This is a genomic window from Pseudomonas sp. GW823-FHT02C02 (assembly GCF_058797635.1).
Genome location: NZ_JBXAJV010000017.1, coordinates 1 through 24,091 on the forward strand (window position 1 = coordinate 1; position 24,091 = coordinate 24,091).

At 56.1% G+C, this 24,091-nt stretch carries 21 protein-coding genes and 1 pseudogene; 14 read left to right on the plus strand and 8 right to left on the minus strand.

What is annotated here, in order from left to right; genetic code table 11:
- Nucleotides 1-953 precede the first annotated feature (953 nt).
- The 5 genes and pseudogenes from AC1ROI_RS25630 to AC1ROI_RS25650 all read right to left on the minus strand — a co-directional run.
- Nucleotides 954-1,175, minus strand: a pseudogene (locus AC1ROI_RS25630) (shufflon system plasmid conjugative transfer pilus tip adhesin PilV); the annotation flags it as partial.
- 816 nt (nucleotides 1,176-1,991) lie between these two features.
- Complete coding sequence (locus tag AC1ROI_RS25635) at nucleotides 1,992-3,116, minus strand: site-specific integrase (RefSeq protein WP_102616873.1); 1,125 nt, start codon at nucleotides 3,114-3,116, stop codon at nucleotides 1,992-1,994.
- On the minus strand, nucleotides 3,085-3,351 hold the full coding sequence (locus AC1ROI_RS25640) for a helix-turn-helix domain-containing protein (protein WP_102595745.1): 267 nt from the start codon (nucleotides 3,349-3,351) through the stop codon (nucleotides 3,085-3,087). The genes AC1ROI_RS25635 and AC1ROI_RS25640 overlap by 32 nt, the downstream gene beginning before the upstream one ends.
- A 562-nt stretch (nucleotides 3,352-3,913) precedes the next feature.
- Complete coding sequence (locus AC1ROI_RS25645) at nucleotides 3,914-4,198, minus strand: hypothetical protein (RefSeq protein ID WP_102595743.1); 285 nt, start codon at nucleotides 4,196-4,198, stop codon at nucleotides 3,914-3,916.
- 23 nt (nucleotides 4,199-4,221) lie between these two features.
- A complete protein-coding gene (locus AC1ROI_RS25650; RefSeq protein WP_102595742.1) occupies nucleotides 4,222-4,827 on the minus strand; it encodes a hypothetical protein in 606 nt (201 codons plus the stop codon).
- A 91-nt stretch (nucleotides 4,828-4,918) separates the two neighbouring features.
- Between AC1ROI_RS25650 and AC1ROI_RS25655 the strand changes: the two genes are divergently transcribed.
- Nucleotides 4,919-6,886 carry a DEAD/DEAH box helicase gene (locus AC1ROI_RS25655; RefSeq protein WP_102595741.1) on the plus strand — a complete coding sequence of 656 codons (1,968 nt, stop codon included), beginning with the start codon at nucleotides 4,919-4,921 and terminating at the stop codon, nucleotides 6,884-6,886.
- 51 nt (nucleotides 6,887-6,937) lie between these two features.
- On the opposite strand, the gene dnaB (AC1ROI_RS25660) is transcribed toward AC1ROI_RS25655, so the two are convergent.
- Nucleotides 6,938-8,332 (minus strand): replicative DNA helicase, encoded by a 1,395-nt coding sequence (gene dnaB / locus AC1ROI_RS25660; RefSeq protein WP_054078420.1) that lies wholly within the window; start codon nucleotides 8,330-8,332, stop codon nucleotides 6,938-6,940.
- Nucleotides 8,329-9,870 (minus strand): replicative DNA helicase, encoded by a 1,542-nt coding sequence (gene dnaB / locus AC1ROI_RS25665; protein ID WP_102595740.1) that lies wholly within the window; start codon nucleotides 9,868-9,870, stop codon nucleotides 8,329-8,331. Before dnaB (AC1ROI_RS25665) ends, dnaB (AC1ROI_RS25660) begins: the two co-directional genes overlap by 4 nt.
- A gap of 730 nt (nucleotides 9,871-10,600) precedes the next feature.
- Here dnaB (AC1ROI_RS25665) and AC1ROI_RS25670 point away from each other — a divergent pair.
- The 12 genes from AC1ROI_RS25670 to AC1ROI_RS25725 all read left to right on the plus strand — a co-directional run bounded on the left by AC1ROI_RS25670 (nucleotide 10,601) and on the right by AC1ROI_RS25725 (nucleotide 22,530).
- Nucleotides 10,601-10,840, plus strand: coding sequence for a hypothetical protein (locus AC1ROI_RS25670; RefSeq protein ID WP_102595739.1), 240 nt, complete (start codon nucleotides 10,601-10,603; stop codon nucleotides 10,838-10,840).
- Nucleotides 10,837-11,286: a hypothetical protein gene (locus AC1ROI_RS25675; protein ID WP_102595738.1), complete on the plus strand. Its 450-nt coding sequence runs from the start codon at nucleotides 10,837-10,839 to the stop codon at nucleotides 11,284-11,286. Before AC1ROI_RS25670 ends, AC1ROI_RS25675 begins: the two co-directional genes overlap by 4 nt.
- Before the next feature lie 230 nt (nucleotides 11,287-11,516).
- Entirely contained in the window at nucleotides 11,517-12,329 is an 813-nt protein-coding gene (locus AC1ROI_RS25680) for an N-6 DNA methylase (RefSeq protein WP_102616874.1), read from the plus strand.
- Entirely contained in the window at nucleotides 12,326-12,715 is a 390-nt protein-coding gene (locus tag AC1ROI_RS25685; protein ID WP_102595736.1) for a hypothetical protein, read from the plus strand. Before AC1ROI_RS25680 ends, AC1ROI_RS25685 begins: the two co-directional genes overlap by 4 nt.
- Nucleotides 12,712-14,370, plus strand: coding sequence for an SNF2-related protein (locus AC1ROI_RS25690; protein ID WP_102595735.1), 1,659 nt, complete (start codon nucleotides 12,712-12,714; stop codon nucleotides 14,368-14,370). The genes AC1ROI_RS25685 and AC1ROI_RS25690 overlap by 4 nt, the downstream gene beginning before the upstream one ends.
- A 39-nt stretch (nucleotides 14,371-14,409) precedes the next feature.
- The gene (locus AC1ROI_RS25695) at nucleotides 14,410-15,903 is read left to right on the plus strand and encodes a DNA-processing protein DprA (protein ID WP_102595734.1); all 1,494 of its coding nucleotides are present in this window, start codon (nucleotides 14,410-14,412) and stop codon (nucleotides 15,901-15,903) included.
- A 118-nt stretch (nucleotides 15,904-16,021) separates the two neighbouring features.
- A complete protein-coding gene (locus AC1ROI_RS25700) occupies nucleotides 16,022-16,396 on the plus strand; it encodes a hypothetical protein (RefSeq protein ID WP_177426694.1) in 375 nt (124 codons plus the stop codon).
- Nucleotides 16,397-16,468: 72 nt separating this feature from the next.
- Nucleotides 16,469-17,446, plus strand: coding sequence for a DNA-binding protein (locus tag AC1ROI_RS25705; protein ID WP_102595733.1), 978 nt, complete (start codon nucleotides 16,469-16,471; stop codon nucleotides 17,444-17,446).
- Nucleotides 17,447-17,867: 421 nt separating this feature from the next.
- Nucleotides 17,868-19,892, plus strand: coding sequence for a DNA cytosine methyltransferase (locus tag AC1ROI_RS25710; protein ID WP_102594736.1), 2,025 nt, complete (start codon nucleotides 17,868-17,870; stop codon nucleotides 19,890-19,892).
- 42 nt (nucleotides 19,893-19,934) lie between these two features.
- On the plus strand, nucleotides 19,935-21,392 hold the full coding sequence (locus AC1ROI_RS25715) for a phiTE_072 family protein (RefSeq protein WP_256580224.1): 1,458 nt from the start codon (nucleotides 19,935-19,937) through the stop codon (nucleotides 21,390-21,392).
- Entirely contained in the window at nucleotides 21,389-21,661 is a 273-nt protein-coding gene (locus AC1ROI_RS25720) for a hypothetical protein (protein ID WP_102594737.1), read from the plus strand. The genes AC1ROI_RS25715 and AC1ROI_RS25720 overlap by 4 nt, the downstream gene beginning before the upstream one ends.
- A 95-nt stretch (nucleotides 21,662-21,756) precedes the next feature.
- On the plus strand, nucleotides 21,757-22,530 hold the full coding sequence (locus AC1ROI_RS25725) for an ASCH domain-containing protein (protein ID WP_102594738.1): 774 nt from the start codon (nucleotides 21,757-21,759) through the stop codon (nucleotides 22,528-22,530).
- Here the strand turns inward: AC1ROI_RS25725 and AC1ROI_RS25730 are convergent.
- Nucleotides 22,510-23,301: a TraX family protein gene (locus AC1ROI_RS25730; RefSeq protein WP_102594739.1), complete on the minus strand. Its 792-nt coding sequence runs from the start codon at nucleotides 23,299-23,301 to the stop codon at nucleotides 22,510-22,512. The genes AC1ROI_RS25725 and AC1ROI_RS25730 overlap by 21 nt on opposite strands.
- A gap of 164 nt (nucleotides 23,302-23,465) precedes the next feature.
- Between AC1ROI_RS25730 and AC1ROI_RS25735 the strand changes: the two genes are divergently transcribed.
- Nucleotides 23,466-24,080 (plus strand): hypothetical protein, encoded by a 615-nt coding sequence (locus AC1ROI_RS25735; protein WP_102594740.1) that lies wholly within the window; start codon nucleotides 23,466-23,468, stop codon nucleotides 24,078-24,080.
- Nucleotides 24,081-24,091 lie beyond the last annotated feature (11 nt).

Below are 24,091 nucleotides of genomic sequence, written 5' to 3' on the forward strand. Positions count from 1 at the left end.
CCGGATTGGCAAGGTGGTTATTGCTTCTTCGAACATATCGCGAAGGCCCTTGCGGGAGGATCCGGGAATCCCGGTACACCAAAACAGTTCGCGACCCATCCCTGACTATCTGCACTATCTATCGGGGCCGACATGTGGATATAACCGCGGGTGGGATCAGAACAGTCTGCTCCTCCTCCTAGGACAATCTCGTCTGAGTTACAAAAAGCGACGCCTCCGTCTCCTCCGATGTTCCCGAAAGTCCCGTAAACTACTCTAGGACGCTCCAATTTGAATCCTTTTGCCCACACACCGGATTGGCAAGAGGGTCAATACGCACAGTTTAACTTATTGGCGCTAGACCAGGCAGTGGTTGGCGGACTTACCTCTGACACCCATCCCATTTTGAATCCGCGCTGAATACACGCTCGATCGCCACACACTGCTTTCCAATCCGCTGAATTGATGGCGTGGTTATCCACGCATGCGCCGACTCCTCCATCTCCAACAGCAAGACTAACATCCGCATTCGTTAGATAAAGAATCTCGATGCGTTTTGTCGAGGCTTCCTTCCACACACCGGATTGGCAATGAGGTTATAAACCTTCACCGTATGCCGTCCATTGAACCGTGGTGGTTCCCGCATAATTATCACCTCCACCACAATAGCCGAATATTGGTGAGGCCCACCCCCAGATAACAGCACCATAAGAAGTCACATTACCTGATCCTGTGGAGAATCCTCTTGCAGAGTTTCCCATGCAAGGGGATTCCGGGCCGACAGCTGTTACTGATGTGACAATTCTCGGAGCCGTAGCGAAAACTTTCTCGAAGTTGACCACCGCGAATTGAGAGTCTTTGCAAATCTTGTTACCGGGGTCAACCCAGATAGTAGAGCATTGATTGGGGACCACATACCCAGTAAGTATCAACGTCTTCCCTAATTTGGCCCACACACCGGATTGGCAAAGCAGTCAGAACTGACAACAAAATATCGTCGCGTAATCGTTCTGGCCAATGATGACACCGGCCGTACTACTGTTCCGCCATCCTGATCCAGTTGTGTCCCAGCCGACTTTCGCATAACCAAACGGGCAGGCATATGTGGTTACATCGTTTGTTGAATAGCCTGGTATGGTAATCGCTATGCATGACGCCGGACGGCTGTTTGATTTCCAAACACCGGATTGGCAAGACTACTGCAGCACGCTCAGTGAATAAAGTACATTCCAATTTGCCACTTGCTTTCCCCAAACACATAGTTTGATGGGAACGAATCCCTGCGCGGCGGATTCCGAGACGGATGACGAGACAGAAAACCCGCCTCCGGACTGAATCGCAACTTGATAATCAAGTCCGACTGTTCGATTGTTTATTACAATTTCTGTCGACAGTTGAGATACATTTTGATTTTGCGAGATTGCACTCGTTTGTATATTTGCAATTATTAATGCATCAGATTTCAAAGTTTGATTGTACAACTTGCAATACACATCTCCGTTAGGCGATGGATACATAAAGCTCATAACGCCAATTACTGGTCCAGTCTGTACGTCTTTCCCGGTCAACTCTAAACTAACTTTCGACCACACACCGGATTGGCAAGCTAGTCAATACATGTAACCCATAAATCCATTGTTGCGCCATAGCCTTTGTAATAGGCCTGAAAGAAATAGCGGCCTTGTGCGTCGGGTGGCAAATTGGACCTAAAAACATACCCGTGGGGCCGCTCACCGCCTAGTCCAGAGATTGAACAGAATTTATAATAACCAAGATCAATTGACCCCTCGCCACCTGCAATGTTCACCACCTGACGTTCTTCAAATTTAAAACCTCCGAATTGCTGGGCCCACACACCGGATTGGCAAGGCACGCGCTTCGTACGATACCTTTGACACGATTTCTATCGAGCAATTGTTGATGCCTTTTTTCGCGGCTTAGCCAAGCAGGCCGGGCGTCTCGTCAGTTATCTAGGTCAATATTCCTAATACTTTATTGAAAATTTTGGTTGTTCAAGCAGCCGCTAAAGGATCAATCATCACTACGCTTGTTTCCTCAATCAATTCCAGGTACTGATCTGGTGCCGGTATGGGTGTAGCGTCCCTGAGTGCCGTCATCAGTCGTCGAAGTAGCCTGTCCTGGGCGAGCGCGAGCGTGGAATCTCTGCAGGATCCCGTGATCAGGAGCTCATCAAAGTCCAGGAACCGAACCGTTACGTGATTCTCCGTCTGCAGGAGAATGGCGGGGTAGGGGATCAGGTGATTGATTACGACCTGTCGACCCTTGCTCTTTCCGCCCTCAAGTTTCTTGACCAGGCGCTGTGCCTTCAAGTGCGTGTAGCGCTTAAGCATGCTGAGCGACTTGTGGCCACTGATGGCTGCAACTTCCATCATGTCCAGCGTGCCCAGTTCAAACAGCCTGCTGATGGCTTCATGGCGTAAGTCATGGAAATGGAGGTCCACGATCGCCAGGCGCTGCAGCATCACGCGCCAGGTCGATTTGAGGCCCTGCGATCCATACTTGAAGACCTGCCCGGTGTTTTCGACACCCATCCTGATGATGGCATCACGCGCCTTCAACGAGAGCGGCACGTCGCGACGCGTGCCGTTTTTGGTGTCTGGCAGATGCGCCACTCGCGCCTTGAGGTTGATGTTCTCCCAGCGCAGGCCGAGGATCTCGCCCTGGCGCATTGCTGTCTCAAGCGCAACGACGATGATCGAATAGAGAGATTCGTTACCGTGGTTGTGGGCATATCGCAAAATCAGGCGCTCTTCGCGCGCAGTGAGTCTTCGCTCGCGCCCAGGGGGACTTTTTGGCTTCCGAACTTTCAGGACAGGGTTGTCGTCACAAATCCCCCATTCAATACGACCGAGCTCGAACAGATTCGATAGCAACGACATTTCAAGCCTGACTGTCGCGGGAGACAGAAGCTTGCCGGTTTTCTGGTTTTTCTGGAGGAGGCGCTCATCACGATAGGTCGCGATGTCTACTGAGGTGACAGCCCGGGCGGTCATTGGGCCTAAGAACGATCTGGACAACTGCTCGACGCGATAACACTCTTGAACGTAGCCTTTTTTGAGGATCGAAACCCTTGTCTTGTAGTGATCAAGGGCCTGGGCCATGGTCATTTCGGTCATTTTGAGATTCGTCCAGATCTTGCGCTCTAACGGCCAACTCGACCAACGAGATGCCAAGTACTTCGCAGAGGGAAATTAGCGTGTCGATCGTTGGGGAACGCCGGCCGAGTTCCAGGACGGAAATGTAGGTGCGATCCAAGCCGGCCTCGAACGCGAGAGTTTCCTGCGTGAGGCACCTTTTTTTCCTGAACTCACGAAGAGCCTTTCCGAAGGCCTGGTTGTGCGTGCGGATGATTTTGCGTTCCCGGCTTGATCATTTGAAGGGCCGGGATTTTCAGCGGTTCCGACTATAGTCGTCTTCCGTTTAAAAGCGGAATTGAGGAGCAACGGCAAATCCTATGCCGACATCGAAGGCTCTATCTCAGGGTTCCCGGAGGGGGCAGCAGGGTATATGAATCAGCTGTTTTTTTCAGTCGTGGCGAAAGGCAAACTGCCATCACAAGTTGCCGGTTGTAGGCACAAGTGCCTATAATCGGTGATCAGACTAGCAGTGGCCGTACCGAACGACAGGCAATGAGCTAAGACTGGAAGGTTTCCTTGAGAGAGGAATGTACGAATGGAGAAGCTGGGTTAGAATAGGCACAAGTGCATTATGAGGTGTTGAATGTCGAACCAAGAAACATTGCGATCCTTGATCGATCGTGCCTCGATAACCCAGGGAGAGGCCGCTGCTCTCATCGCTGAGGAGACAAAGCGTCCCTGCAGCATTCGGAGTATCAGATCGTGGTTAGCGGCAAGCGTCCTCAAGAGCGCCCGACCATGTCCGAAATGGGCACTGGATGCTCTGGAGGCTATCCTCAGGCGACAAAACAAGATCCAGTAGCTCCGACAGCGTGAGCCTGGGGCAACACAACTACGCTCAGTGCTGGGTGCTGCTCAATCAGATCTAGCAGCAGTTCCCGAATTGTGAACATACCGGCGGACGGGTCTTCTCCGACGCGTAACCGGTCAAGGGTCTCCAATACCGGCGCGGGGACAACTGTGTTTTTGGTGGCTCCAGTACCATCACTCCATGCAGATCCCACGGTCAGCGCCCGCTCGATCACTGCCAAGTAGGGGGAGGAATAGGTCAACTCAGTCATGTCTCGTTCCTTTCACTTGCTCGCTATGGTTCAGGCCCATACATACCTCCGCAACCGATATGCTTGAGAACCCTGGTGCACATCTCCAAGGTTGGTACACCGCTAAACCCACCTGGTACGCCATACGGATTGTCCATCCAGGTGATGCCATCAGCTTTGTCGTAACTGAATGAATGCCCGTCCACATCAACACTTTCGCCTGCAGTCAGTTGCTGCAGGAATTCATCAGGGCTCGGCAGGTTGAGTTCACCCCATCGCCCAGCTTCCATGGAAACTAAAGCCTGCGTGCGCCTGGCTTGGCGTTGTTGCTCATTGGCTGCTTCTAATCTTTCTTCCTCCCATCGCGCCTCTTCTTCAGCATTCAGTTGCTCAGCGAGCTCCCGTTCCTGGACGAACGCGGAGAGGTAGTGGTCAGCCAGTTCTGGGGCGTCCACGAGAAGAGGCGGGAGGTGCTCCCCATAGACGGGGTTGCACCGATTTGCCTCTAGCTCAGCAAGACAGGCCACTATTTCAAATGCGCGCAGCCTGGCCGCGGCGACGGTTTTCTCACCCCCGGTGATTGAGCGCCAGACAACCACATCGATCCATTGAAGTCTTGCGGAAAGGCATAGTTCGAAGGACTGGTTCATGCGGGCCAATGCTCCTCGTTTGAATGGTGTGCGTATCTAATCACAATTGCGATAGTATCACCGTGATCAAATTCTATAAGGACTTGCTCGCATGCTCAGGCGACGCAGCTCACCAGATGTAAATGCAGAGCTTCTTAAATGCGCAGTGTTCGACGGCTTCGACTATGGATTGTCGTTTGCTTATGTCGAGGGATTGGGCCGGGTGCTGAGCAGCCTCAAAGCTCGTTGCTTCAGAAAACCCGGGCACCCGCTTCACAACACTTGGCGCATCGCGAAGAATCTTGTTCACGAGGAAACCCAAGAATTTTTTGCGACCCTCAAAGCGGCCGCGGGTGAAGCGTTCGTAGAAACCTACGAAACCTTTACACGCAAGCTCGACGTTTCCCGGGCGAAGCCATTACTGGCGGCGTACACGACCGATATCCAGGTCAGAATCGCAGTGATGGCCGACGGAAAGGTTCTCGCACGGGGTGATTACCACCCTGGATTGATAGCGATCTACCGGCGAATGGGTGGGGTATATCTGGGACCCAGCAAAGCCTGGAAAATCGTCTGCACTGCCGAAGCGTTGCGCAGCAATCTCATTGACGGACTGGGACTCAGCGAAGAGCAGGTGCAGATTCTCGAAGGTCAGCACGAGCTGCTTGAAGATGGCGCCTTGGTGCAGGCTCGCGAATGGGAGAGCATCGCCGTAGGTGGTGAACGTCCGGACCCTACGGGGGAAAGCGAGGATTCTGTAAACGAGGTGTACCTGGCCAGCATTCCCCAGATTACCCCGATCTCTTGGACTCCACAGGCACTTGAGGAGGCTCTCAACCAGTACCAGCTCTATGACTATCAGCGCGCCGGAGTTGCTCACCTGGTGCAGCGCAGCAGCGCTTTGCTGGCTGACGATATGGGCCTCGGCAAAACACGGCAGTCGATCGTTGCTGCACACATCCAGGCGAAGGGGCGGCCGATCCTGATTATTTGCCTGGCCAGCCTCATCATCAACTGGAGCCGCGAGATCCAGGCGGTGTGCCCGGATGCAAAAATTTCGATGCAGGCCGCTGACCCTTCGGCCCAATGGGTGATCATCAATTACGAAAGGCTGGGACAATTTGTCACGACGGCGTCCCTGTACAACGTCATGGTGATCGATGAGGCGCACCGTCTCAAAGAGCCAACGGCGGAATGGACGCGTCACGCGTTCGACATCGCCTCAAAAGTCCCCAATCGATATCTGCTGACCGGGACGCCTGTGCTGAACCGGGAAAGCGAACTGCACACGCTGCTTCGTCTGTCGGGCCATCCGATTGGCCTCATGTCCCTCAAGGCGTTTTGTGAGCAATTCGCTGGAAGTAGCGAGTTCCGTGCGTCGCTTCGGACTCTTCTCTCAGACTGGATGCTTCGCCGTACCAAAGACGTCCTGGTCAATTTGAAGGGTAAGCAACGCCAGACCTTCGCCTCGCAGATGTCGCCGGCAGAACGTCGGCAGTACCAGGAGGTGTTTTACAGCGACAGGTCCCCTCTGGCCCGAATTGGCGTCCTGCGTTCGATGCTGGAGCGCTTTAAGGCCAGGACCATTGTCGATATGGTCAGAGAGCTCGACACCCAGGATAAAGTGATTATCTTTTGCGAGTTCATTGAGACGGTCGAGTGGCTCAACAGCGAGCTGGCCAACGAGGGCATCAATTGTGTGACGTTGACTGGTAAGCACTCAGGCGCCCGGCGGCAGAAGGCCGTCGATCAGTTCCAAGAGGACGAAAATATTCGTGCATTTATTGGCACCACTGCAGCGGCGGGGACAGGTATCAATCTGACAGCTGCTAATTACGTGTTTTTCGCCAGTCTACCTTGGACACCGGCCCTGCAGGATCAAGCGGAAGATCGTGCATACCGCAATGGTCAGCTGCGCTTGGTGATCGTAAAAATCCCGCTTATTGACGACTCCATCGACCAAGGATTGTGGAGCATGCTCGCAGCGAAGCGGGCAGTAGCTCGCGATTTGATTGAGCCTGAAGACGCATCGGAAAAAGCGCAACTGGAGCTGGCTTCGTTACTGTTACAAGCGGCTTAATTTGAACCGCGCTATTGGTGAATAGCGCGGTTTGATGTCCAACTCTAATAACTATTCGTCATCGAAGTTGTAACTGCCTGGTGCGAGGTTTTCGAATCGGGTGTATTTACCGATAAACGCCAATCGCGATGTACCAATCGGGCCGTTTCGCTGTTTTCCGATGATAATCTCAGCGATGCCTTTGTGTTCGGTTTCAGGGTGGTACACCTCGTCGCGGTACACGAACATGATGACGTCGGCATCCTGCTCGATCGCTCCGGACTCTCGCAAGTCGGAGTTTACCGGTCGCTTGTTTGGACGCTGCTCCAGAGAACGGTTGAGCTGTGACAGCGCGACCACTGGGCAATTGAACTCCTTGGCCAGCGCCTTCAGAGAGCGCGAGATCTCCGAGATCTCATTGGTTCGGTTATCGCCTCCAGAGCCTGGAATCTGCATTAGCTGCAGGTAGTCGATCATGATCAGCCCAATGTCACCGTGTTCACGGACCAGGCGCCGGGTGCGGGCGCGCATTTCTGACGGGCTGATGCCGGCGGTATCGTCGATGAACAGTTTGCGATCGTTGAGCAAGTTGACAGCGGCAGTCAGCCGCGGCCAGTCATCGTCTTCCAAGCGGCCAGCACGTACCTTGGTTTGGTCAATGCGGCCCAGGGAAGACAGCATACGCATGATCAATGATTCGCCGGGCATCTCCAACGAGTAAACCAGAACCGCTTTGTCGCTACGCAGGACAGCGTTCTCTACCAGGTTCATCGCAAAGGTGGTTTTGCCCATAGATGGGCGGCCGGCGACGATGATCAGATCTGAGGGCTGAAGGCCGCTGGTCTTCTCGTCGAGGTCGGTGTAGCCGGTGGACAAGCCGGTGATGGCATTGTCAGTGTTGAACAAGGTATCGATACGGTCGATGGCCTTGGTCAACAGGTCGTTCACGCTCACCGCGCCCCCCGTCTTCGGCCGCGCCTCGGCGATCTGGAAGATCTGGCGCTCCGCTTCGTCGAGAATCTCATTGGCAGTGCGACCTTCAGGATTGAAGGCGCTGTCGGCGATCTCGGTGCTGATGCCGATCAACTGGCGCAGAGTGGCTCGTTCACGGACGATCTGGGCGTAGGCCTTGATGTTGGCCACCGACGGTGTATTTTTCGCCAGCTCGCCCAGGTACGCCAAACCACCGACTTGGGTTGTTTGGCCCTCTTTATCCAACTGTTCTGCCAGTGTCACGACGTCGATCGGTGAGTTCTGGTCAGCGAGCCGGGCGATCGCACGGAAGATGAGGCGGTGGTCGTGTCGGTAGAAATCGCCATCGGATACCTGATCAAGTACACGCTCCCACGCGTTATTGTCCAGCATCAGTCCTCCCAACACCGCCTGCTCTGCTTCAATCGAGTGCGGTGGCACCTTCAGGGAAGCGGTTTGCAGGTCGTACTGTTCGGGAGCGGCGAAATCGTTCATGTCTTCTTCCTCGGCCGGAATGGGCCTTTGGCATAGTTTTTAGTCTGCGGGTCGTATTTACGAAATTTTTCGATGTGCACCAGCTCCGATGCGATGGCTCTCCCAACCCGCGGATCTTTGGGTTTGGGGACGTTGCCAAGCTCCGAATCGGAGAAAGCATGTGCACCTGGTACGAGGTTTTCAAAGCGGGTCAATCGGTCGACAAAAGCAAGTCTTGAAAAGCCGGTTTCACCCTCTCGCTGTTTGCCAATGATGATCTCTGCAGTTCCTTTGAAGCGGGAATCGGGGTAATAGATTTCGTCGCGATAGACAAACATGATCACGTCCGCGTCCTGCTCGATCGCGCCGGACTCGCGGAGATCCGAATTCAATGGCCGTTTGTTTGGGCGCTGCTCAACGGTTCGATTGAGCTGTGACAATGCGATCACTGGGCAATTGAATTCCTTGGCCAAGGCCTTCAGAGAGCGCGAAATTTCGGAGATTTCGTTGGTCCGATTCTTGCCGCTGGCCCCCGGGATCTGCATTAACTGCAGGTAGTCGACCATGATCAAGGCAAGCGGCCCGTGCTGCCGAACTACTCGGCGAGTCCTCGATCGCATCTCCGACGGACTGATGCCGGCGGTGTCATCGATGAACAGCTTGCGGTCGGTAAGGCGTCTGACGGCGTTAGTCAGCTTTGGCCAGTCCTCATTCAACAGGCGTCCTGAGCGGATCTTGCTGTGGTCGATACTCCCAAGAGACGACAGCATTCTCATGATGAGCGACTCGCCTGGCATCTCAAGTGAGTAGACCAGCACCGCCTTCTCGCTATGCAGGACGGCGTTCTCGACCATGTTCATGGCGAACGTTGTTTTACCCATCGACGGCCGTCCTGCGACGATGATCAGGTCTGCCGGGCGCAGTCCATCCAGTTTCTGGTCTAGATCGGCATAACCAGTTGATAGTCCGGTCACCAGATCGCCGGACTTTGACCGCGCACCGATTTTTTCGGTGGCCTTGGTTAACAGCGTGCTGATGCCAACTGGGCCACCGGCCTTCGGCCGAGCGGAGGAGAGGATCAGTATTTGGCGTTCCGCGTCCTCGATCAGATCCTCTGCCGACATTCCGGCAGGGCTTTGTGCCTGGTCATTGATACTGATGCAGGTGGAGATGATCTTTCTCAACTGAGAGCGTTCGCGAACCACCCGGGCGTACGCTTCAATGTTCGCAGTCGACGGCGTATTTTTCGCGAGCTCGCTTACATAGCCCTGGGTGAACCCCACGAGTTCGCTTTCTCCTGAGAGATTCAACACTTCCTGCAGCGTCACGGCGTCAAACGGTTTCTGGCGCTCGGCCAGTTCAAGAATGGCTCGGAAGATCGAGCGGTGTTCTTGCAGGAAAAAATCATCGGGGGAGAGCAGGTACTGGAGTGAATCCAGGGTGGCGTTGTCCAGCATCAAACCACCGAGCACGCCCTGCTCAGCCTCTACCGAATGGGGAGGGACGCGAGGCGCTGCAGTTCCTGCAGCACCTTCTTCCGCGGCGGCGATCGTACTCAAAGCGTTAGTAATCCGCAGCGAAGCGGGCTTCTTGGAAGCGCGATGTCCGACCAGTCGTGCTGCGTCGTTTTTGTAGAGATCAAATACACCTGCAGTTCTCCAATAAATTACTGATCCAAGGCTAGGCACATGTGCCTATCTAGTCAAGCATTTTTGCTACCCATCCCTCAGTCCCTCCCTGCCATCCAAATCCGTCGCTGAATCGGCCAGCGTCCACTGGCCGATCGGAGCGTCGCTCAGGTTAACGAGCGCTCTCGGATCTGCAAGGCGTCGAGGCTGTCTGTCCGCGCGTTTCGCACACTTCAACCCTAGCTACTGCTGAGCGAGAGGCGCCCTACTCTGGCTTAATGCTGATCGCTGATAACTAAGGTTATCAGCGATAAACGACATTCTATCATTGCATATGTAACAGGTATCCTCATTGCATATGTTCGCGAGCTGCAGATAAACCTCAGTAAATGCCGTTGCATACTGCAATTCATCGTGAGTGAGCCAAGGTGGGTGTGTTGCAGTTGTCGTTATCGACGATCGTCAACACTGCGCGAGCGGCACACGGCGAGCGCTTCAGGGGGGGGGATCTGCGAGACGCCCAACGCGAGGTGGCGGCAGCGGTTCGCAAGCCGGCATCCGCCAGGCAAAATTTCCTTGGAGCAGCCTTGCGTGACGATTGACGGCGCATAAGGCCTGTTGCTTAATGTTGTTCTATTGAATCTACATTAGGATGTGATACATGGAGCGATTTAAGGACCGGCTTTCTCGCCTGGAAAAATGCGCAGCGGCCGTTGCAAACAGCAAGGAGACTGACGCGGCAAAAACCGAAGTTGCCGGTCAGGTGGCGGTGTATGCCGCAATCCTTCTGGATCTGGGCGCTACGCCACGGTCAAACGAGAGCGAGGTTCTGGGACCTATCGACCAGTTTTGCGTGCTGGTGGAAAGGACGTTTCCGCAAGCCATAGGAGTCGCGCAATGAGCATTCCAGCAGCACCTGGTGAAAGTCTGTTTCAACAACTATCGCGCAACATCTACACCAAGTGTACGGACGCGCTGCGGCGCATCGGGGCCAACGAACTCTTCGGTCTTGCCTCATTCGTTCCTGCTGCAATGACAATGATTGGAGCGGCATCTGGCGCCTCGTACGGCGCCGATATGGCGCATCAAGGCCATGCGGTCTACCAGGCATATCTTGACGCAACCAGGGTCGATAGCTTGGGTGAGGGTGTTGCCAGAGCGCTTACCGGTGGATTCGAAAGCACCGGTGTCGCGGCATTTTGGGCTGGGAGTGCGGGCATGATCGCATTCCCTTCGCTTGCGATGGCTGCCAAAGCCGTCGTTCATGCTTTTGACCTCGGAAAGCCCAAGCCGGATCGCGACGTCAACATACAGATTGAGCACGAACATTCTGGGCCATCGATGTAGCGCCGTATTTGGCACCGATATCAGAAGACTGCTGGTCCGTAGTGATGCGCCCATAACCAGATGAGCGCATCACCTCCCCCGCTCCTCCCTCCATCGTCCCTCCCTGTCCGACTCTCGGCCTGCCCTCCAGCACCTCACTTAAAGGTTCTTGCTCGAAGCGAAATCTTGTGTTGACAGAAAAAATATCAAGTTATAGTTTGGCGATTACAAAAGCACGTCGCGAGGCTATTATGCGCTCTCCTAAAATGTCTACTCCAAGCTCGCCCGCTGAGCATCGCAGCAATCTCGTCAAGCTCTTGCGGGCTAATGCGGGGCGACACAACCTTTGGGACGTGTTCGGCGACTTCATTGAGATGTCCGCTCTGGCCATTGCCAACAAAGTGGACCTTGCCCAATTTGAGGAGCGCGAAAAGCGCTATCTATCGATCGTCCGGCGCTATGAGCCACACGAAGTGGCACGCTTTCCTCAGATGTATGCAGAACTTGTGAATGCTCTGGAGTACGGGCCTGACGACGTTTTGGGGAAAGTGTTCAGCGAATTGGAGCTGCACAACGCTTCCCGCGGCCAGTTTTTCACCCCCTATTCCTTGTGCACGCTCATGGCCAACATGCAGGTCCAGGACGGGAGCGGTTTTCGAGAGAAAATCGAACAACGCGGATTTGTTAGTGTGAGCGAACCTGCCTGTGGTGCCGGTGCGATGGTTATTGCAACCGCCGAAGCCATGCTCGGCGCCGGCATCAACTATCAGCAACATCTGCACGTCATCGCCCAAGACATCGACTCCAGGGCAGTACATATGGCTTTCATTCAGCTGAGCCTTCTCCACATCCCTGCGGTCGTGATTCTCGGCAACACCCTGATGATGGAGGAGCGGGAGCACTGGTACACGCCGGCGCACGTCTTAGGCGGGTGGCAGCGTAAGTTGGACCGCGGATACGCCTTGGGCAGCAGCATCGATCCTCATCGCGACAACGAACGAGATCAAATGACCTCTGCAGAACCTTATCAGGAAGAGACTCTGCCGCGGGAGCTCGTCGCATGAATGACCATCATGACTCATCAGCTCAGCGAGCTCTGGCTCGACTATGCGACTTTTGCTCGAAGCAGCGCTTGAACATGGCGCTTGAAAAAAGGGCGCAGGCGGATCTCGAAACAGCCTTGGACGAGGCTGGCTTCGAGTTCAAGCGGGAGCAGGAACTTTCGAAACGTGACATTCCAGACTTTGTGGTGACTATCGACGGTCACGCCATTGTTCTGGAGCTAAAGACCCGCGCACAGCGCAAGGCAATTTATAGGCAGCTGGAGCGTTACGCCGAGCATGAATCGGTTGATGGTTTGCTGCTAATGACGGGCACGGCCATGGGACTTCCATCTCACATTAACAACAAGCCTTCACGGGTGGTATCAATGGGCGGGGGCTGGTTATGAGCACTCGATACGGGCAATTGAGCCTGGAAAACGGCACCCAGTGGGTAATGCGCAATATCGCGCCTCACATCGCGATCCGACTCAAGCAGATATTCCCGCGGGTGCCGAAGTGGCAGACCGACGAGTACGTCTTTCCAAACGACCTTGCGCACTGCGCTGACATCGCCTGGTTCACCTCTCGCTATCCCCTGGCCATCACTCCGACCGACGCGCAGGCCCTTGATTGGGGTCGTCAAAGCTTCGAGCGCGAACAGTCGCGGATGGAAGAAATTCTTCGTCCGGAGTACACCCCGCTGGCCGCCATCGGCCTGAAACCAGGCTGTGTCATTCGTCACTATCAAAGCCAGGCTGTTGACCTGACACTGGCGCGGCGATCGTTGCTTTTGGGCGATGATGTCGGTTTGGGCAAGACCTACACCGCCGCTGCTTTGATCCTGCACATGCAAACACGGCCGGCGGCCATTGTTGTGCAAACCCATCTGCAGCAGCAGTGGTTTGAAAAGCTTAGCGAATTCACGGACCTGAAGCTTCACTGCATCAAGGGCACCCGGCCTTACGAGTTGCCGCCGGCTGATGCGTACATCTTCAAATACAGCCAACTGCTTGGCTGGATCGATACTTTTAGCGATGGCTTTTTCAAGGCAGCAATCTTTGACGAAGTTCAGGAACTGCGCACCGGCACCGACAGCGGTAAGGGGAAAGCAGCCCAGGCGTTGGCCAGCAAAGCAGATTACCGTCTGGGCTTGAGTGCGACGCCCATTTATAACTACGGCATCGAGATTTGGAACATTGTCGAAGTCATCGAACCAGGGCTCTTGGGCAGTCACGGGGACTTCCTCAGGGAATGGACCGATGGCGACAAAAAAGTCACCGATCCTCAGGCTCTAGGAACCTTTCTGCGGGAGCAGATGGTGTTCCTGCGCAGGACTAAACGTGACGTTGGGCAGCAGATGCCGCCGCTGAACGTCATTGTTGAGGAGGTGGGTTCAGATGACGAAACACTCCGCTCTGTAGAACTGCTCGCTAGACAGCTGGCTATCCGAACCACCGAAGGGACGTTCATGGAGCGCGGTCGCGCCGGGCGCGAGTTGGATCTGTTGATGCGTCGTATCACCGGCGTGGCCAAGGCACGCTTTGTTGCCCAGTACGCACGCCTTCTGCTTGAAGCCGACATTCCGATCATATTGATGGGCTGGCACCGGGATGTGTATGACATCTGGCTAAAGGAGTTGGCGGACTACAATCCTGCGATGTACACCGGGTCAGAAGGCGACAAGCAGAAGATTGATTCAAAAGAAGCGTTTATTTCCGGGAAGACGAATCTTTTCATCATGAGCCTGCGCTCTGGTGCGGGACTGGATGGCCTACAGCACCGCTGTTCTACCGTCATTTTCGGTGAGCTCGATTGGTCTCCGAAGATCCATGAACAGGTCATCGGCCGCCTTGAACGCGAGGGTCAGGAGGAACAAGTTACAGCGATCTACCTGAACAGCGACGATGGCAGCGATCCACCGATGGTCGAACTACTCGGACTCAAAGCATCGCAGGCCCTTGGCATCATCGATCCGAATGCCCCGCTCACGCAGCGGCACTCCGATAAATCGCGGATCCAGGCACTGGCTGCGCAGTTCCTGAAACGAAAGGCTGCGGCTTAGTGGCGCTCAATTCAATTTTTGCAATCCAAGGGCAAGCCAATGACTGATCGACTGAGCGCACTGATTGCCCTGGGGTGGCTACCAGGAGTTGGGGCTGCAACGCTTCGAAAAGCTGCAGTCCATGATGAGCTTGAGCACATGTCCACGGAGGACCTCGGCGCTATTGACTCTCGTATCTCAAGGGCGCTTGCGGAAGCAGGTGCCTGGGATGCCGCGCTGCGAGCCGCCGACGCCGATCGCGAGCAGGCTCTGAAAGCTGGGGTGCACCTCTTCATCCATGGCGACCCTGGCTTCCCGAGGATTTTGGCGCGGGCGTCAGAGGTGCCATTCTTCCTGTATGTCAAAGGGACACTGCAGGAGCAGAACACCTTGGCAGTGGTTGGGACCCGGGCGCCGACGCCCCGCGGAGCAGTTGTGGCCACCAAGATCGCGACGCACTTCGCAGCCTCAGGCGTTTCGATCGTCGGGGGGTTGGCGTTTGGCATCGACGCGGCCGCGCACGTCGCTGCACTCGACGCCGGCGGCCACACGGTAGCGGTGCTGGGCCACGGCTTACAAACCATCTACCCCAGAGAACACGCCGCACTAGCTGGACGCATTCTCGACCAGGGCGGAGCTCTGGTAAGCGAGTACCCTTTTGGAACACCGCTTGTTCCGGCCCGCCTGATCGAGAGAGATCGCATCCAGGCCGGCCTGAGTCAGGCTGTGATCATGGTTCAGAGTAAATCCGATGGTGGCAGCATGCATGCCGCCAAGGCGGCGTTGCGTTACGGTCGCCGGCTGTATGTACCAGCACCTCTTGACGCCGATCTGGCCGGCGACAATCCCGCCATCGAAGTTCCTCGAATGCTTACCCAGGCTTCTGCAGAGGAGATCTGCGCACTTTTTCGTTGTGACGAAGAAAAGTTGGCCGAGATTCAGATGATATCTGGACGGGATGATTATCTGGGGGTGACTCAGTACCTGCAGGGCAGTGCTCTTTCGACAGCAACCCCTATTCTGCAAACGCAACTGCAGGAGACAGCCTTCATGCCCGACAGTCACGCCTCCGCGCCTGATCCCGTGTGGATTAACCCTGGTCCTACTAAAGCTCTGCAAACGGAGTCACAGTCACCAGAGCTGGAGATAAAAATTTCTCTACTCCAGGAACAATCGCAGCAACCTCAGGACCTGGATGCGCTTGCTGAAATTCACTGCTTCCACGATGAAATCACCGGGCTGGAAAAAGTCCTGGATGAGATGCGCCGTGGAAACAGAGCATATAGCCTGGCTCGCAAGCACATTGTTCAGTACTACGGGTTTGACGGTACGACCCATGAGCAGGACATGCTTCAGGTAATCCTTGATGGCATGGACGCTAGCCCGGTCTACCGGCGTACGATCAACGAGGAGGCAACCAGCGATCTTGACTTTGCACTGCTGGCTGCAGCGGTGGTGCGCGATCGGGCGATCGTTGCAAAAGAGATGGGGCAAGATGCGGACATGCATCTCTCTGACGCAGAACCGGCGCCGGAATACGAGTTCCAATTCTAACCGTCTGAGGTTTCTGACCAGGCCCCGTCGCCTTACGGAGCTGATCGCGCGACGAACTGCGCCCTTGCACGAATAGGCACATGTGCCTATTATGCTGAACATCACCAAGGAGCCTCCTATGAATCACCCCATTCAGCCCCTGGAAGCGGATGAGCAACATTCGTTTCGTTTCAAGCAAAACAAAATCGTTACGCACCTGCTGGACAACGGCGGCATCGACATGAACGCTCTTGCGATGCTCGATTTTAGCGTGGAAGATCGCGAGCAATTTGCGCAGCTCATTGGTTACAGCCTGGCTGGTTTTGGTGAGCTGAGCTACGTGCGCGCCGACACCTATGCAGTCGCGGCAACCATGGCAGGCACCGGCCAAACGGAGGTCGAAAGCCGTATCGCCTATCTTGAGGCGGAATTGAAAGCACTAAGAGCTGCCCTGCTTGAACCCGTTTCAAGGCTGTACGGTATTCACCCCGATGACCTCACATCTTCGATCTGATGTACACCTCCTCGCCGCCTGTAAGGGCCGCACTGTGAATCGCCTACAGGGATAAAGTTTGGAGCATCCTCAATGATTAAGCCTTACAGCCAGCAGACTTACGCCGCGGTGATGGATCTCCTGCGTGCTGGCCAGACCCCATCATGGAGGCGAGTGCGCGAGATTACCGGCACAGGATCAAGCAACGACCTACTGCGTGAAATTCGGCAGATCGTGATAGAGGTCGCCGAACGTGCGTCCGCCGGCGACTACCCCAAACAGGCTCAGGACGCTTTCTGGTCGCTTTGGATGGAACTTAAAGGCATCGCGTCCCGTGAGCTGGATACGATGCGCGAGCAATTGTTGGAACAGAACCGTCTGGCACAGCATGCCGCAACGGACGCGCAGATAGATGCCGCCCAGGCGAAGCAACAACTTGCGGAGCGTGAGCGCCAGGTTCAATTGCTGGAAAATCAGCTTAGCCTGGCTGGAGCGCGTGAGCAGAAACTGAGTGACAATATCGAAGAACTCAACGGCCGGATCGTCCAAGAACAGGAAAAATTGGCCGTTTTGCATCAGGCTCATCAATCAGCGATCGAGGCGAAGGATCAGGATATCCGCACCTGGCAAGGCAAACTGGAAACTGAAACGCAACTCCGTCACCAGGTGCTGGCCGAGACAGTTTCAGAGCATCAGGCCAAAGTGTCGCGCCTTGAGCAGGAAATCAAAAACGAGCTGGACCGCTATGACAAGGACACCGCGAAGCTGATGCGTCAACTGGATGCGGATAGAACCGAGCATCGCAAAGAGCAGCTGGTCGTCAATGGCGAGCTCAAGCTCGTCCGCGAGCAGTTGGCAGATTCACGACAGCAGAGCGCTGCTGTTGCCGGCGAGAACTCCGCACTGCTCCGACAAATCGGCGACCTGACAAGCCAGAGGCAAGCGCTTGAACAGCGCAATCAGGCGCTCCAGGATGAAACCCGGGCATTGTCCAGCCAGGTTGCTGAGCTCTCTGGAACGTTGAGGTCCTTGGAAAAATTGAACTTAGATGCCGATCGCAAAACGGAGTGAGCATCTAATCAAATGCGCTTCCATTCGGTCGCCGCGGACTTAATGGCGATTCATCGGTGGCTGACCCTGAATACGCAAGCAAGCCGTAATCCCGAAGTGGAGAGATTGGGTAGCCGTTAGACTGGACAAAACATGTGCACCTGGTAATGCGCATCAACGATGCCGTGCTGGGTTTGCAACCCTGTCAGGTCATCCACCAGTGGCTCGCCCCCCCATCTCCCCCCATCTCCCCCTACCTCCCCCTTGAGAGTGAGCCGCGCGCGTGGCTCGCAATTTCATGTCAGCTATCACTCTCCCCAGTTTTCTCGATCTCTGCCGTTCACCACAACTCATGCTGATCTGGCTATTATTTTGTCGTTGACACGAAATTCACATAAGTATAATTTCGAGACTACGAAACAAAACTTACAAGGATCATTGCATGTTCAACCAACCCTTCAATGGCGTTTCCAGTGCGCTGCGTCGCGTGTTTAAACATTTCCACTTCTGCTGCGGGCTGGGTAGCGGCGCTGCAGGGTTCAACGATTCAAAGGCCGTGGTCTCTGGAGTGCAGGCTGAATGGGAATGCCTCGGTGGGATCGATGTTGACCCAGCAGGCCTTCGCGACTTTGAAATGCTCACCGGTGTGAAAGGCACGCTGATGGACCTTTTCACGCGTGAGCAGTACACAGCGTTCCACGGCAAGGAGCCGCCCTCGGGGTGGCGTGAGGCGACACCCGATGATGTGCGCCGGGCTGCTCGCAACGAAAATCCTGATGCGGTGTTCATCAGCAGTCCGTGTAAAGGTGCCTCTGGACTGCTGTCTGAAACCATGAGCCAGACACCGAAGTACCAGGCTCTCAATGAGTTGACGTTGCGCTGCGTTTGGCTGATGTGTGAGGCCTGGAAGCACAAGCCTGTGAAGCTCATCGTATTTGAGAACGTGCCACGTCTTGCGAGTCGTGGTCGCCACCTGCTTGATCAGATCAACAAGCTACTCACCTACTATGGTTACGCAGTTGCCGAAACCACTCACGACTGCGGCGAAATCGGCGGCCTGGCCCAGAGCCGGAAACGTTTCCTGTTGGTGGCCCGGCACGTTGAGCAAGTGCCCGCGTTTCTTTATGAGCCTGAAAAACGCAGTTTACGCGCGGTTGGGGACGTGCTGAGTCGCATGCCGTTGGCGGGCGATATCGAACAAGCCGGCCCTATGCACCGGGTTCCTGCCTGTCAATGGAAAACCTGGGTACGCCTTGCCCTGGTAGAGGCAGGGAAAGACTGGCGCAGCCTGAGTCGCTTTGCGATCGAGGATGGTCATCTGCGCGATTTTGTAATCGTGCCAGAGTACCGGGCCGGCTACCTGGGAGTTCATCAATGGCAGGACACTGCCGGCACGGTTGCAGGACGATCGACTCCCACGAACGGCAAGTTTTCAGTAGCCGATCCACGACCAACCAGTAACGCCGAATATACCCAGTATGGCGTGCTGCCTTATGACCGCCATTGTGGTGTGGTCACCGGACAACGGAGTCCTGGCCAAGGGACGTTTAGCGTTGCTGATCCGCGCATGTCTGGTGAACGACACAAGAATGTCTTTCGCGTAGTGCCAATGGAGCAGGCCGCGGGCACCGTTACTTCTGGGCACGGCCCAAGCTCTGGCGGGCAGTCTGTGGCCGACCCTCGCCAGCCAACAAAGGGCTTTGGCAAATACCTTGTCACCGACTATTCCAAACCAGCAGGGACAGTGATCGCGGGTAGCACCACCGGGCAAGGCGCATTCGCGGTAGCTGATCCGGCGTACAAGAACTGGCATCCCAGCGCGAGTACTCAGAAGTTGCGTATCACGCCGTGGAGCGATCCGGCAGGAACTGTGACAGGGTCCCAACAAGTCGCAAGCGGCGCCCTGTCGATCGCCGATCCTCGTACTGGCATGTCGCGGAAAAAAGGAGACGCCTATCTCACCGGTGGCCATTACGGGGTGGTTAATTGGAATGAACCGGCCGGGGCTGTTTCTGCCAGTGCCTGCCACGACAACGGCCGCTGGTCCATCGCCGATCAAAGGATGCCGGCTCCCAATGACCGCCTCACTTGCATGATCACCAGCCTGGACGGCACCTGGCACCGTCCCTTCACGACACTGGAATTGGCCGCCCTGCAGTCGTTGTTCGATCCGGACGAAATGTGGTCGAGCGACCCGAAAACAGCACTGGAAATCCAGAAAGAGCAGCACATGCGGAAATTGGAACAGGCGCGGTACTTTCAGTTGGACGGCATCAACGACGGTTACCACCGCGAGCGTATCGGAAATGCTGTTCCTCGCGCTGCAGCCAGAGCGATGGCCGACGTGTTTGCCACAACACTTCTCCTGGCTGAAGCCGGTGAAACATTCATGCTCAGCAGCGTACCGGTTTGGGTGCAGCCAGTGGCCATTGCACTGAGCGTCTCACAATTGAGCAGCGCCGATTAATCACTCTACCCAACCGCCGGATACAGCTACACAGGAGTCAGCATGTCGCACCAAGAAGAGAAGCATCCACTGGACCTGGCCATCCCTGATCGTTCGAAAGTCACAACGGCTGCCTCTCCAACCGCGGGGAATAGCCCTGTGTCCACGGAGCCCCATATCGACTGCCCAGCACTGCGCAAGCGCAGCAGTAGCTACCCGTTTGGCGACCGAGTGCCGCGCGCGGTCCGAATGCTCAAAACCGTCACCGCCGATCCTATGCCAGGCATAGGGCTCGCCTACATCAAGGGTGATGCACCGGTGGCAAAAGCTGGCCAGACGTATCTGGCGTGGACGAATAGTCACGGCGCCGTCGCAGCGGTGATGCCAGACGGTAGCCACCTTGGCCTGCGCCCTGCCGAGTTCGAGGTCGACGCCTGGCACGACCTCTCGCCGGCTCCAGGAGGATCAGGAACGGCGCTGCATACTGAGCGCTCGACCGTGACAAAGCTGGTAATCACGGGCGCGCCGAGGCTCGACCCGATCACCGTTTTCCTTGAGGACTTCGGCCGCCGCGCCGTCCCAACCGACGACAACCCGAACTACGAAACTGCCCAGGGCAAGATCACCATCAACTGCTGGGACAAGAGTTGGAGCGCGTACTGGGGTGGCATGGGGCCGCGCACCGTGGCGGAGTTTGTCGCCGACTGCGGCTGGGACTACGTCCTCAACTGCCTGGATCGGGGCATCAGTCCCACGGTATTCAGTGGCAACGCGCTGCACGCCCTTGCAAAGAAGTGCATCGTTCAGCGTCGGCGGCAACAGACCGGACGCCACGATTGGGAACTTGGCGATCTGAGCAAAAGCGAAGCCCGACAGCTTTGGGATGACATCGACGTTCTGCTCAGCATCGAAAGCCCAAGCGAGTGCTGGCATCAGAGCGCGCTGCTGACCTTGCTGTTCGGGGACGAATGGCATTATCCCCTCGACGGGAAGGCCGTCGAGGAGAACCACGATTACACCTACCTGCGCCTGATTGTTGAAGCTGTGCAGCAAGCACTGCGCCAACAAAAAGCGGCGCCGGCATTCGAGCCTAGTTACCAGCGCATGTTCATGACGGCAATTGAGAGCCTGGCTGTGATCGACAAAGCCCTGGGCATCTCCGAGGAAACGCACATCGTAGGCGGAGCGGGCCCGGCGCTGCACGAAATCAAGAAGTTGAAGGACGAAAACCAGCGACTCACGGGCGAGCGCGACGCCCTGCAGCAGCGCCTGAACGCAGCGGATCAGCGGGTTGATGAGTTGGGGTCCCAACCGCTCGAAAGCCGCAAGATCACGCTGTCAGGTTGTGAGTTCAGCGAGCATGAGTTGGTCGGTCAAGCTGTTAGAGCTGCGACCGGAACTCACCGGCGCGGCACTCAGCGCTGGGTAGCGATAATGGACGCTTTCTGTTGCGGGTCTGGAGTCGCGCATGCACTCTGCCGTCGATTCGGATTCGATCCTGACGAAATGGTGAAGCCATGATCGATCTCAACAGTCTGTCGCCCGCCGCGCGCTCTGCGGCGATGCGCGGCGGAACCTCTGGCTGGGGTCAGGTTGGCGGTCTCCCTGAACAGGTACGGTACATGGAGCTGCGGCCAAGACGCCCGGGGCGAAAGCCGAAATGCCATTGCGGCTGCGGTACGCCGAAAACGCACCTCGGCATGGCCAATGGTGTCTGCTTAACGAGCGGCTGCGAGCTATCCATTCGACGCTGGATCAAGACGGGCGAACGCCGGGCGGTGACGCCATGATCGCCCTCCCCGCCGCAAGACAACGATCCGAGGGCGGCCGATGAAGCCGCTCGAACTCCTTCAAAGTCAGCCGCTACAGCGGCAAAGGAACAGTCATGCCTGAAATTAAGGATCGGCCGATATTGTTCTCGGCCCCGATGGTGCGCGCCATCCTGGAAGGGCGGAAGACGGTCACGCGGCGGACGGTGAAAGTGCAACCCTTCGACCTGACCTGGTCGAGTCGCGATCATCGCTTCGAGTACGTGTCTGGTCGCAATGAAAACGGCGATGAGGTTGATGGGTTTCACGCCTACACCACCCGCAACGGCGGTGAGTGGAGTGCGAAATGTCCATACGGCCAGCCCGGCGACCGACTTTGGGTGCGCGAAAGCTGGTGGCAGGCCGGCGACTGGCAGGCCACCTACCCAGAGGACGACACGGGCGCCTGGTTCGGCAGTCGGCGGGTTGTTTACTCGGCTGACGGCACACCGCCGAACGAGCCCAATACCAGTTACCCGAACGGATTGCGCAATGGCGCTTACTCTGCAGCAGCACCGAACAAGATATGGCGCCATCGGCCGAGCATCCACATGAACCGCTGGGCCAGCCGCATCTTGCTGGAGATCACCGACGTGCGCATCGAGCGGTTGCAGGAAATCAGCGAGGAGCAGGCCGCGGCCGAAGGCGTAAGTGATCAGGTCGTCGAATCGTTCCGCGTCACCGGCGTTGACCAACCCGCCGGTTTCGCTTTCCGGGATATCTGGACTTCGATCAACGGTGACGAGAGTTGGTCAGCGAACCCATGGGTTTGGGTGATTCAGTTCAAGCAGGTTGCAAGCACTGTCTCTGTCCCAAATCGGCCAACCCTGTTAAAAGCTGAAGTCGCGTAACAGGGCGAGCAAACCCAGGTGCATGGGGTAAAAAAGATACCCCCAGCGGCCAACAGGTTTGATGGTCAAGGTCAGCTTTTTGCTGACCAACCAAAACCCAGCCGCTGGTGCAAAAAAAGCAGCGACGGCGACAAATACCGCTCCGATATCTCCCGACAGCAACACCGTCCTGACCTCCGGGACAAGCATGTTGGCCAGGCAGCACAGCGCACAGCTTGCTGCGACCCAGGCCCAATGTGTGGTTCCCTTACTTCGCAATGCCAGCACCATCACAGCAGGGATCAGTACCCCGACTGCGTGATAGCCGAGCTGGTCATGAAACACGATGGCGAGCGCAGCCCCAAGCGCTCCCAAAAGCAGCGCGGCAGGTGTGCGGTGGTGCACTGCGAGGGCAATGGCCAACGCCGATGACAGCAGCCAGAAAATGTTGAGGTCCTGCCCAAACACTGCGTAGAACATCGGCTGGCTGATCACCCCAAAAAACAGCAGTGACCCCAGATACCTAACGTTGCCCGGGCTATTTAAGGAACCGCGTTGCTGACGAGCAACGTTGCATGCCATCACCAGGCAGAACAGGGGGAACGCCAATCGCCCTGGAATGGTTAGCACCTGCAGTGACGGCCAGATGGCTCGCGAGTGGTCCATGACCATCGTCGCGATCGCCAGCCACTTGATGAGGTCCAGTATAGGAATACGCTTACCGATCGCCTGTGTCTCGGCCGCGATTTGACTCTCGGATCGATCGGATTTTGTGAGGGAGGTATGGTGCATGCGCGTGCCAGTCACCGATGAGTGAGAATCTTGACCACTGGTATTGCAGTAGAATAGCAAGTCATCTATAGCCAGACTAACTTTACCGTGTTGGCCTTGCTCGCTGTAGAGCGGATTGGCCCTATTACCACCGGATCTCCGACGAGATCGAGAGGAGCTTCAGTATGTTGTTACAACTCGCACGCCCGACAAGAATCGTCATGTGGCATGGCGGCCGTCAATGGGACGGGGCGTCGGAAATTCGCCCAGGGCGCAAAGGAGGAACAGAACAGGGCCCAGGCATCTACTGCACGAACCACTATCTCGCAGCCAGAAGATATGCCAAGGAAGAAGGCCAGGTTCGCAAGCTTGAGCTTGAGCCTCGCTTACTGCTCGAATCTGCAGCGTTACCTTTGCAAACCGTTGAAAGATTTGTCCGGGACAACACGCCCAAACGCGTGCACAAGCAGCTGCTCGGTGAGTTGCGCAAAGCAAGTTCAGAAACCGATCTAAGCAAGCGCATTTTGATTGGAGACGCGCCGCACTGCCCTGCCGAGTCAATTTTGAATCTTTGTGTGGCGGCGGAGCTTGCGCACGGAGCACGAGGGCTCGCACTGGCTACTCTTTTCATCGTGAACGGAATTGACGCCAGTCTGCAGCGCATAAACGGTAATGAGGTATGGGGCGTGATTTTCAATCCGGCCTGTATCAAGAGCAACACGCCGGCGGATCCCGATCAAGTCGATGCAGAACAGTATCAGTTGCCGGATCCCTTGCAGTCGCTGGAACAAGGCGCCTGACTGCATGTTGA

What these genes read in the sequence shown, in the direction of transcription:
- AC1ROI_RS25725 (WP_102594738.1), top strand. Translation starts at nt 21,757, where the DNA reads ATGCCTGAAATTAAGGATCGGCCGATATTGTTCTCGGCCCCGATGGTG.
- AC1ROI_RS25685 (WP_102595736.1), top strand. Translation starts at nt 12,326, where the DNA reads ATGAATGACCATCATGACTCATCAGCTCAGCGAGCTCTGGCTCGACTA.
- AC1ROI_RS25635 (WP_102616873.1), bottom strand. Translation starts at nt 3,116, where the DNA reads ATGACCGAAATGACCATGGCCCAGGCCCTTGATCACTACAAGACAAGG.
- AC1ROI_RS25710 (WP_102594736.1), top strand. Translation starts at nt 17,868, where the DNA reads ATGTTCAACCAACCCTTCAATGGCGTTTCCAGTGCGCTGCGTCGCGTG.
- AC1ROI_RS25730 (WP_102594739.1), bottom strand. Translation starts at nt 23,301, where the DNA reads ATGCACCATACCTCCCTCACAAAATCCGATCGATCCGAGAGTCAAATC.
- AC1ROI_RS25700 (WP_177426694.1), top strand. Translation starts at nt 16,022, where the DNA reads ATGAATCACCCCATTCAGCCCCTGGAAGCGGATGAGCAACATTCGTTT.
- AC1ROI_RS25715 (WP_256580224.1), top strand. Translation starts at nt 19,935, where the DNA reads ATGTCGCACCAAGAAGAGAAGCATCCACTGGACCTGGCCATCCCTGAT.
- AC1ROI_RS25690 (WP_102595735.1), top strand. Translation starts at nt 12,712, where the DNA reads ATGAGCACTCGATACGGGCAATTGAGCCTGGAAAACGGCACCCAGTGG.
- AC1ROI_RS25670 (WP_102595739.1), top strand. Translation starts at nt 10,601, where the DNA reads ATGGAGCGATTTAAGGACCGGCTTTCTCGCCTGGAAAAATGCGCAGCG.
- AC1ROI_RS25675 (WP_102595738.1), top strand. Translation starts at nt 10,837, where the DNA reads ATGAGCATTCCAGCAGCACCTGGTGAAAGTCTGTTTCAACAACTATCG.
- AC1ROI_RS25655 (WP_102595741.1), top strand. Translation starts at nt 4,919, where the DNA reads ATGCTCAGGCGACGCAGCTCACCAGATGTAAATGCAGAGCTTCTTAAA.
- AC1ROI_RS25695 (WP_102595734.1), top strand. Translation starts at nt 14,410, where the DNA reads ATGACTGATCGACTGAGCGCACTGATTGCCCTGGGGTGGCTACCAGGA.
- AC1ROI_RS25680 (WP_102616874.1), top strand. Translation starts at nt 11,517, where the DNA reads ATGCGCTCTCCTAAAATGTCTACTCCAAGCTCGCCCGCTGAGCATCGC.
- AC1ROI_RS25645 (WP_102595743.1), bottom strand. Translation starts at nt 4,198, where the DNA reads ATGACTGAGTTGACCTATTCCTCCCCCTACTTGGCAGTGATCGAGCGG.
- dnaB (WP_054078420.1), bottom strand. Translation starts at nt 8,332, where the DNA reads ATGAACGATTTCGCCGCTCCCGAACAGTACGACCTGCAAACCGCTTCC.
- AC1ROI_RS25705 (WP_102595733.1), top strand. Translation starts at nt 16,469, where the DNA reads ATGATTAAGCCTTACAGCCAGCAGACTTACGCCGCGGTGATGGATCTC.
- AC1ROI_RS25735 (WP_102594740.1), top strand. Translation starts at nt 23,466, where the DNA reads ATGTTGTTACAACTCGCACGCCCGACAAGAATCGTCATGTGGCATGGC.
- AC1ROI_RS25650 (WP_102595742.1), bottom strand. Translation starts at nt 4,827, where the DNA reads ATGAACCAGTCCTTCGAACTATGCCTTTCCGCAAGACTTCAATGGATC.
- AC1ROI_RS25720 (WP_102594737.1), top strand. Translation starts at nt 21,389, where the DNA reads ATGATCGATCTCAACAGTCTGTCGCCCGCCGCGCGCTCTGCGGCGATG.